Consider the following 8315-nt stretch of genomic DNA (forward strand, 5'->3'; position numbering starts at 1 on the left):
CCCGACTCCCGGCTCATCCTCTGCCGTTCCTAATCCCATTCTTTCTATGAACATCGCTTCTCTCAAAGCGGCTGCAAAAGTAAGCAAGGTTTTTATACTTCCAAACTTTCACGCCCTTTTTAGACATCTTTTTTTGCTCCTTTTTTCTAATCAACTGAAAGCCAGACTCCATCTATTCTCAAAAATAAGCAGACCGATTGATTAATACGAGAAGAACCCAATAGGGTTACATTTCTCGCATTAAATTATAGAGATGAAACTATCCTTTCCCCTGGAACAAAAAAGCCCCGAAAAGTAACTCCGGGGCCTGCCTATCCTAAAAAAACAATGATGCTATTTCAAAAAAAGTTCGATTACCGGTATTTCAACATTCGGCTTGTTTACCGGCAATAGTAAATTGATATCGTTTTCGGCATGCTTCTGTTCTACCCAATATCCGTGGGGCTTACCGATTTTAATCTCGGATGCATCGTGCAGGAACTGCGCATATTTCACTTTATCGGCATAACCGCGCATCAGGAAATTCTGCAACGGGTAGTCTAACAAGTGCACATACAGCCGGTTTGTTTCCGGATTGTACGTTAATATAGTGTTATCTGGTGCCTCAAAGTCGTCGGGTGCCTGGGTACAATTATATATCGACCTGCTATTGTATTTCATCCACTCTCCCATTTCGGCAAGTGCATTATCGGCCCTATAATCAAAAGTCCCGCGGGCGGTTGGCCCAACATTTAATAACAGGTTGCCTCCTTTACTCACCGTCTCTATTAATAATGTCAGTAACTGTTTATTGTCTTTCCAGGTAAGTTCGTCGCGGTAGTAGCCCCACGAGCCGGAGAAAGTCTGACAGGTTTCCCAGGGAATCCTTACACCATTCTCTTCAGGCCAGGCATTCACCTTAAACTGCTCGGGTGTTGTAAAATCCCAGCCGCCCTGATAATCTTTCAAATCGGCACGGTCGTTTACTATTATTCCGGGCTGCAGGTCACGAACCATTTTCATCAAATCTACCGCCCCCCAATCGTCTCTTCCCTTTCCAAACTCTCCGGGAAACGAATAATCCAACCAAAGAATATCGATCTTCCCATAATTGGTAAGAATCTCTCGAACCTGGTTTTTCAGATATTTACGATATACATTCATATCACGACCTTTATTCAGTTCATCGTACTCCTCATTTGTACTTGCACTTTGCGGATGAACCCGATCGATGGTATATTCCGGATGGTGCCAGTCGATTAACGAATAATAAAATCCCACTCCAAGACCTTCAGCGCGAAAAGCATCCACCCATTGTTTTATAATGTCTTTCCCGTAGGGTGTGTTCATTACATTATAATCGGTGTAATCTGATGCAAACATGTTAAAGCCTTCGTGATGCTTTGTTGTAATTACGGCATATTTCATTCCGGCAGCTTTGGCCTTTTTTGCCCATTCCGCCGGATCAAAAAGATCGGGGTTAAAAATTTCGAAGTATTTCTGATAATCTTCATCCGAAATTCGCTCGTTTTTCTTCACCCATTCGTGCCGCGCTGCCTGCGCATACAATCCCCAGTGGATAAACATTCCGAAGCGTGCATCGGTCCACCACTTCATCCGCTCGGTTTTTTGCTCCGCAGTTTCGTCCCAAATTTTCTTTTGCGAAAATGACAGCTGATTTACAACCACTATTATTAATAATACCAAAAGTGCTCGTTTCATATCAATAAATTTAGGTATTTATTATTGTGTAATGATTTCAAATTCGGCAATACCAACTTTGCCATTTTCTTCGGCCGGCGACAAAGCAGTGAATTTAATATAGCGGGCATTTACCGGAGAAAAACTATTTGTTTGCCAAACCGGACTGTTTCGAATATTGGAAAATTCGCCTTTGGCAACCGGCTGTTTCCAGTTTTTCCCATCGGAACTTAAATACAGTTTGTAATTGAATATAATACCCGGATCAAAACGCTGTTGATCGGGCAGGTATTTAAAACCGGCAATCTTCAGACTTTCTCCAAGGTCGAAAACAAAATCAACCGGCGCCGATTCGTCAACTGTAAAAGCGGTGTTTTCATTTCCATCGAAAATAAGGTTCGCCTTTTCATCGTCTTTATATTTCCCAACCACTTTCCATAAGGTTTTTGGAATGTCAAACTCAGCTACAGAAACGGTACTCGTTCTGTTTTCATTCGGATCAACCACAATGGCTTTTACTATTGCTTTCTGAGCCCAGTTGAATGGTGCTGTATATTTTAAAGAATTGACATCAGGATTGCTTCCATCAACGGTATAGTATATATCAAGTCCACTATCAAAAGCTTCTATATTAATAATACCATCTTTTGTCCTTGAGATTTTTGGTTCGATGATAACTTTTGGCGCACGATAGATTCCGATTTTGGTGATTACCGGACACGCTTTTGAATCTTGTACTGTAAATCTCACTTTCGAGGCAGTAGTTTCCGGTAATCGTAAAATACGTTTTCGGCCGATTGTAGTTTGAGAATCGATTTCTTCCCACTTATTATTACTATATGCCTCAACTGAAAATGCTTTTACGCGTTGTCCCAAACGAATGTCTTCCTGAACCACGAAACGGTTAAATGTAGTTTCTTCACCAAAATCAATAGTGACAGAAGCCTGAATAACTCCATCGTCGGTTGACCAGTAGGTATCCGGATCGTCGTCGGTTACATTGGATGCTTTATACTTTTTTGAGTTACCTCGCACATTTGTAGCTTCTGCCTTTTTACCGGCAGCAAGATCAACGGCAAAATCGGCTTTAACTGCTTCGGCCAGTTTTAAGATCTGTTCTTCATCTTTTTCGTGAATCAAACCGCGAGTGTCAACCGGGAAATTAATGAGTAACGATCCATTCCTGCCTATACTATTATAATATATATCGAGCAGCTGTGGCAAAGTTTTTACTTTGTGATCTTCGTATTTATGATAATACCAACCGGGACGGATAGACACATCTACCTCTGCCGGCACCCAATGTGTTCCGTTTTCCTGCCCCCTGCTGTATTTGTTTGAATATTCTGGCATTCCTCCGTATATCTCGTCGCGTAATAAGTTCGACCAGGTGGTTGGATAAGCATATCCATGTTCATTACCCACCCATCTTACGTCCGGGCCTGCATCAGAGAAAATTACGGCCTCCGGTTGCAGCTCGCGAATAATCTTGTAGGTATTCTCCCAGTCGTAATAAGTAAGCTTATCCACCCTACGTTCTTCATTGGCGCCTCCGTAATAACCGGTTCCCCCGTTGGCTCCATCAAACCAAACTTCAAAAACATCGCCGTAGTTGGTCATCAACTCACGCAACTGCGCTCTGAATATTTCAATGTACTTCTCATTTCCGTATTCCGGGTTATTGCGATCCCAGGGCGACAGGTAAAGCCCCAATTTTAAATCATATTCTTTACAGGCATCTGCCAGTTCACTTACCACATCTCCTTCCCCGTTTTTCCACGAGGAGTTTTTTACCGAATGTTCAGTTGTAGCTGTTGGCCACAAACAAAAACCGTCGTGGTGTTTGGCAGTAAGAATAATTCCTTTCATGCCAGCCTCTTTACAAATCCGTGCCCACTGGCGGCAATCCAGTTCGGTTGGATTAAACAAATCGGGATCTTCGTCACCAAATCCCCACTCCATATCGGAAAAGGTATTCATATTAAAATGAACAAACGCATAATATTCCATGTCGTTCCAGGCCAGTTGCCTTTCAGAAGGCACAGGTAACACGGGTTCTGGTGGAGTAACATTACTGCATGAAACAGCTATTAACAAAACAAATAGATAAAATAATCTGTTGGTCATCGGTTTAGATTTTAATAATTTCACAAGCCCTGTAAATATATAATGATTATTTTTATCTGACTAAAATCCTCTTAGTAAGAATAAAAACTACATTGTTTCTGCAATAAACTACAACATAATATCATTTTTCGGTATCACTCACGATGCCCTGCCCAAAACAAGCTATCAGATCTTTATTATAAAACTAATATTATTGCAAATCTGTTGTCATAATTACACCCCTACCGAGGATTTAAAATAAAAATACTTACATGTACTTTTTTGCTTTACTGGGAGTTTCGTCCCAGCAGGGGACAAATACCACAACATCGCAAAAACTCTATACCGCTCACAATGTGATACTTAACAACAAAGGCATATCATTTGCATAGTGATTAGTCAAACGTACTAAACATTATTTAAATAGAGATATGGACAAAACAAATCACAAATTAAAATTTGCTTTTTATTATATTAAGTCATAATTTGCATAAGTAATTTATTGATTCTGAAATTTAAAGAAGGTAGAAAATAAGGGGTTATAGACACTTTCCAAAAATTTCACATCAAACTTTTTTTTTTGAATAGAAACACAACACGCAATATGATAAAGCTTTGCTTTATTGTTTGATGAATCTTCCTATGCGGTAATTGATGTAATAACAAATTAAATCTACCGATATGAAGACGTTTTTACCCAATCAAATTTTTACGCGAAACCTGCTACTGGGGTTGGTGTTTTTGTTTTTAGGAGCCTTTCAAGTGCACGCTCAAGACTATGTCGATTTAAATCCAAGTACTGCATGCGAACCTGCTGATCCAAACGCAAATTGCACCTCAAATTCAGCAGACGTGATTGGAGCATACATTGGCCTTTATGATGGAACTGAAATTACAGATGCCAATATCGGAACTCTACCTGATGGTGACGCTTATGTTTTCATTAAAGTCAATAGAAATGGGAAAAAATATGACTTATTTGCCCAATTTGATTTAGTAGTTTACAAGAATGATGGTACTAAAGGATCAACCTTTATTCAGGCTTTTGCAGCGGGTGAAATTCCATTAGGAACAAGTGTTCATCGGATATATCAACCAATACCTAATTATATTGTCAGTGGAGAGATAAGTAGTTTGGTTGGTATTGAAAATACGGTTGTTGGCTGGGATAATGACAATGACGGCATGCCTACCTGCATTGTAGGAAACTACTCTGCTTGTAATGCTGAAATACCAGATATTATTGCACAAGGTCCATTTATTGTGGTACCTACCTATGAAGCAATAAATTGTAATGGAGAAACTACCTCTGTAGAATTTTTAGTAAGTGGAGGAACAGGCCCTTATAGTGTTACTTTTAATGGCTCAACTATAAACTCCTCTCCTGCTATTTTTAACAATGTTGGCGCTGGAAGCTACACATGGACGGCCAGCGATTCTGATGGACATTCTGATGGTGGTACCTTAAACCTCGGTGAACCAGATGCTATTAGTGCCAGCTATTCTGTAACTACACCCATTAGTTGCTCTGGAGGGACTGCAACAATTGATATTGATGGTAACGGTGGAACCCCACCCTTAGAATATACATTAACATCTGATGGAACATCAAATAACACTGGTATTTTTTCAGGAGTACCTGTTGGAGATGGACAAACTTACACGATTATTGATGCTAATGGTTGTTCTTTTGAAGGAACTTTTGATATAGCGCCTGGTGATGGAGAAGCTCCGACCGGAACGGCTCCAGATGGTACCACTGGAATTAATGCTTGCTATATAGATGAATTTACTCCACCAATTGGTACTCCAGATTTTGATCCAATTGCGGTTGCTTCAAATTACTCTGACCCTGGAGGAGTTACTGCTGAATTAACAAATACCTCTATAACAGGAACTAACTGCTCTTGGGAGGTGACATATACATTTAGAGTATTTGATAATTGTTCTAACGAATTAACTAATCAAAAAATTGTACACAGTGGTTATGACCAGGATCCGGCTAATGGAACTACTCCTGCCGGAGTTGCCAATATAAATGCTTGTGCCAACGAAACTGAGATTGACGAACTATACCCAACTGCCGATGACGAAGCTGCTATTGAAGCTGCTTACACCGACGACTGCGGAACAGTTTCTGCTTCATTCGTAAGCCAGACTTTAACCGGAGGACAGTGTGAATGGACTTTGGTGAGAACTTACAATATTTCTGACGGTTGTGCGGATAATGACTTTACCGTTACAATGACTTACTCTGGTTATGACCAGGATCCCGCTAATGGAACTACTCCTGCCGGAGTTGCCAATATAAATGCTTGTGCCAACGAAACTGAGATTGACGAACTATACCCAACTGCCGATGACGAAGCTGCTATTGAAGCTGCTTACACCGACGACTGCGGAACAGTTTCTGCTTCATTCGTAAGCCAGACTTTAACCGGAGGGCAGTGTGAATGGACTTTGGTGAGAACTTACAATATTTCTGACGGTTGTGCGGATAATGACTTTACCGTTACAATGACTTACTCTGGTTATGACCAGGATCCTCCATCTTTAATAACAAGTGCAATTATTCCTATTGGCAAAACAGACATCATCGGATGCGTTTCAGATCTTCCAACAGGTCCTACTGAATATGAAATTGCTGAATTGTTCAACGATGACTGTGGCGAGGTAACGGTTACTAAAACTGGTGGACTTGGTGACGAAGACACTGACTGCAACTGGAGTGTAACTTACAACTACACCATTCAGGATAACTGCGAAAACTTCGCAGAGGAAATCAATATTACCTACGCTGGTGGTGACAATGTTCCCCCTTTTATAGACAACACCAACTTAACCAACATTAACATAGAATGCGGAATAGACCCTGCAAACAAATTAAGTGATTGGTTAGAGAACCACGCAGGAGCAACTGCAACAGATAATTGTGGTGGTGTAACATGGAGACACAACTATGGTGAAAACGAAAATGTACAATGTGATGGTGGAGCAATAACCGTTATATTTACAGCGATAGATGCGTGCGGAAATGAAAGTACCACTTCTGCAAGCTATTCTATTCAGGACAACACAGCTCCTACGTTCAACGAAACATTGCCATTAGCAGAAATTACTGCTGAGTGTGATGACGTTGTTGAGGCTGTTGTGCTGACTGCTGCTGACAATTGTGACTCGGATATTCCGGTTGAATTTACCGAAACCAGAACTGACGGCAACTGCGCAAACAGCTATACATTAACACGCACCTGGACAGCTACTGACGACTGTGGTAATGAAACTTCATTTACGCAGACAGTGATCGTTTCTGACAACACTGCACCTACTTTCAACGAAACATTGCCAACAGCAGAAATTACTGCTGAGTGTGATGACGTTGCTGAGGCTGTTGTGCTGACTGCTGCTGACAATTGTGACTCGGATGTTCCGGTTGTTTTTGAAGAAAACAGAACTGACGGTAACTGTGCAAACAGCTATACCTTAACACGCGTTTGGACAGCTACTGACGACTGTGGTAATGAAACTTCATTTACGCAAACAGTAACTGTTTCGGATAACACTGCACCTACTTTCAACGAAACATTGCCATTAGCAGAAATTACGGCTGAGTGCGATGACGTTGCTGAGGCTGTTGTACTGACTGCTGCTGACAATTGTGACTCAGATGTTCCGGTTGAATTTACCGAAACAAGAACTGACGGCAACTGTGCAAACAGCTATACCTTAACACGCGTTTGGACAGCTACTGACGACTGTGGTAATGAAACTTCATTTACGCAAACAGTAACTGTTTCGGATAACACTGCACCTACTTTCAACGAAACATTGCCATTAGCAGAAATTACGGCTGAGTGCGATGACGTTGCTGAGGCTGTTGTACTGACTGCTGCTGACAATTGTGACTCAGATGTTCCGGTTGAATTTACCGAAACAAGAACTGACGGCAACTGCGCAAACAGCTATACCTTAACACGCGTTTGGACTGCTACCGACGACTGTGGTAATGAAACTTCATTTACACAAACAGTAACTGTTTCGGACAATACAGCTCCTACGTTCAACGAAACATTGCCATTAGCAGAAATTACTGCTGAGTGTGATGACGTTGCTGAAGCTGTTGTGCTGACTGCTGCTGACAATTGCGATGCAGACGTTCCGGTTGAATTTACTGAAACAAGAACTGACGGCAACTGCGCAAACAGCTATACTTTAACACGTACATGGACAGCGACTGACGACTGTGGTAATGAAACTTCATTTACACAAACAGTAACTGTTTCGGACAATACAGCTCCTACGTTCAACGAAACATTGCCATTAGCAGAAATTACTGCTGAGTGTGATGACGTTGCTGAAGCTGTTGTGCTGACTGCTGCTGACAATTGCGATGCAGACGTTCCGGTTGAATTTACTGAAACAAGAACTGACGGCAACTGCGCAAACAGCTATACTTTAACACGTACATGGACAGCGACTGACGACTGTGGTAATGAAACTTCATTTACACAAACAGTAACTGTTTCGGA

4 protein-coding genes are annotated in these 8315 nt (G+C 41.3%); 2 read left to right on the forward strand and 2 right to left on the reverse strand.

Annotated features, from left to right (window positions below):
• The coding region (locus BMW53_RS21180) for a hypothetical protein (protein ID WP_217643015.1) at positions 1-205 on the forward strand (205 nt) is incomplete at its 5' end.
• 128 nt (positions 206-333) lie between these two features.
• On the opposite strand, the gene BMW53_RS20175 is transcribed toward BMW53_RS21180, so the two are convergent.
• Positions 334-1701: an alpha-L-fucosidase gene (locus BMW53_RS20175; RefSeq protein ID WP_038559787.1), complete on the reverse strand. Its 1368-nt coding sequence runs from the start codon at positions 1699-1701 to the stop codon at positions 334-336.
• 21 nt (positions 1702-1722) lie between these two features.
• Positions 1723-3807 carry an alpha-L-fucosidase gene (locus BMW53_RS20180; protein WP_038559784.1) on the reverse strand — a complete coding sequence of 695 codons (2085 nt, stop codon included), beginning with the start codon at positions 3805-3807 and terminating at the stop codon, positions 1723-1725.
• 660 nt (positions 3808-4467) lie between these two features.
• Between BMW53_RS20180 and BMW53_RS20185 the strand changes: the two genes are divergently transcribed.
• Positions 4468-8315: HYR-like domain-containing protein (locus tag BMW53_RS20185; protein ID WP_441294355.1), on the forward strand; the 3848-nt coding region annotated here is incomplete at its 3' end.

This window comes from Draconibacterium orientale (assembly GCF_900111425.1).
Classification (GTDB): domain Bacteria; phylum Bacteroidota; class Bacteroidia; order Bacteroidales; family Prolixibacteraceae; genus Draconibacterium; species Draconibacterium orientale.